General features: G+C 60.0%; 1 protein-coding gene. It reads right to left on the reverse strand.

Annotated features, from left to right (window positions below):
• Positions 1-166 precede the first annotated feature (166 nt).
• Positions 167-1,488 (reverse strand): TolC family protein (locus tag NW839_RS10870; RefSeq protein WP_414380640.1); only part of this gene is annotated, 1,322 nt, incomplete at its 5' end.

Consider the following 1,488-nt stretch of genomic DNA (forward strand, 5'->3'; position numbering starts at 1 on the left):
TGAAGCCCGCACTCTCTCGCTTTGGCGGCGCGGAGCGCTTTGCGTCAGCATGAGTGTGGGAGTATGTCACAACAGCTCAAGTTGGAATAGAACTGTTTCGTCGCGGTATCCATAGCACCCCTCTCCTTTTGGAAGAAGGGCTGGGAGTGAGGGAGAAAGGCTCAGGTCAAAGGCTGCCAATGGCCCGTTTCAGTTGCACCAAGGCGCGATTGTAGGCGATTACAGCATTGGAAAGGTTGCCACGGGCAGTGGTGAGAGCAGCTTCAGCATTGATCACCTCGGTTTGGGTGCCCACCCCTGCTTGCAAACGCAGCCGGGCCAAGCGCAGGCTCTCTTCTGCCGAGGCAATTGCCACTTTGGCCGAGTCGATCTGTTCACGGCTGGAGCTGAGGGTCAGAAAGGCTTCTTCCACCCCCCGCTGGATTTCGTTGCGGGTGCCGACGAAATCGCTCACGGCCACCTGCCCGTCGATCTGAGCTTGGCGGGCTTGGGCAGCCGCTTCTCCCCCATCGAACCAAGTCAAGCTGAAATTGGCTCCGACCGAATAGCCAACATCAAAGCTATCGCGGCTGGCGTTGAAATCGTTAACGGCATCGAGGCTGGCGAATAAGCCAATTCGGGGGCCATTGCGGGCCTGTGCTAGGCGCACACGGCTTTGGGCCTGCTCCAATTCTCGGCGTCGGCGCTCCAATTCCTGTCGTTGGGCAAAGGCAGCAATGATGGTCTCTTCCAGGCTGAGATCCCACTCCCCCATCGGCTCAATGCGGTCGCTGGCCAACACGTCGGTGGGGCTGGGGAAATTCAGCAGTTCGGCCAGGCGGCGGCGATTCAGTTGTTGGGTGTTTTGAGCCGCCAGCAAGGTTTGTCGATTGTTGGCCAATTCCGTCTCTGCCTGGAGAATCTCAAAGCGGGTACCCAGCCCGGCCCGTTCTCGGGCTTGAGCATCCCGCAGGGTGGCTTCGGAACTTTCGACGGCAGCTTGGCTGATGGCAACCCTGGCATCTGCGCTTTGCAGATCGTAGTAGGCATTGGCCACAGCTTGTTTGACCGTCTGCAGCGTTTGCTCCAGCTGCAGTTGGGCGATGCGCAGCGCTTCTTGGGCCAGCTTCAGGTTTTGCTCCCTAAGGCCACTGTCAAAGGCGGTATACTCCACCCGCACCACACTGGCCGAGAGGGTGTGGGATTCGCGCCTTGGCCCACCACCAGGAGAGGGAGCCTCACTGTACTGGTAGTTGGCACGGCTGGAGAGGGTGGGAGCAAAGGCAGCTTGAGCTAGAGCTACCCCGGCCTCGGCCCGCTCGACAGTCAGTCTGGCCTGCTGCACAGCCGGGTTCTGGGCAACGGCGATCTCCAGAGCTTCTTCCAAAGACAAGCCCTCCCTTCGCTCGATGCGCACCTGCAAGGGGGATTGGGGCACCACCAATTCTTCAGCCGTCAAAGCCCCCTTTAGAGTCAGGTCAGCCGCAGGGGTGGAGTCAGCAGGGTTGG

Origin of the sequence: Synechococcus sp. R5-15, from assembly GCF_047462035.1 — a bacterium.
Lineage (GTDB): Bacteria > Cyanobacteriota > Cyanobacteriia > Thermostichales > Thermostichaceae > Thermostichus.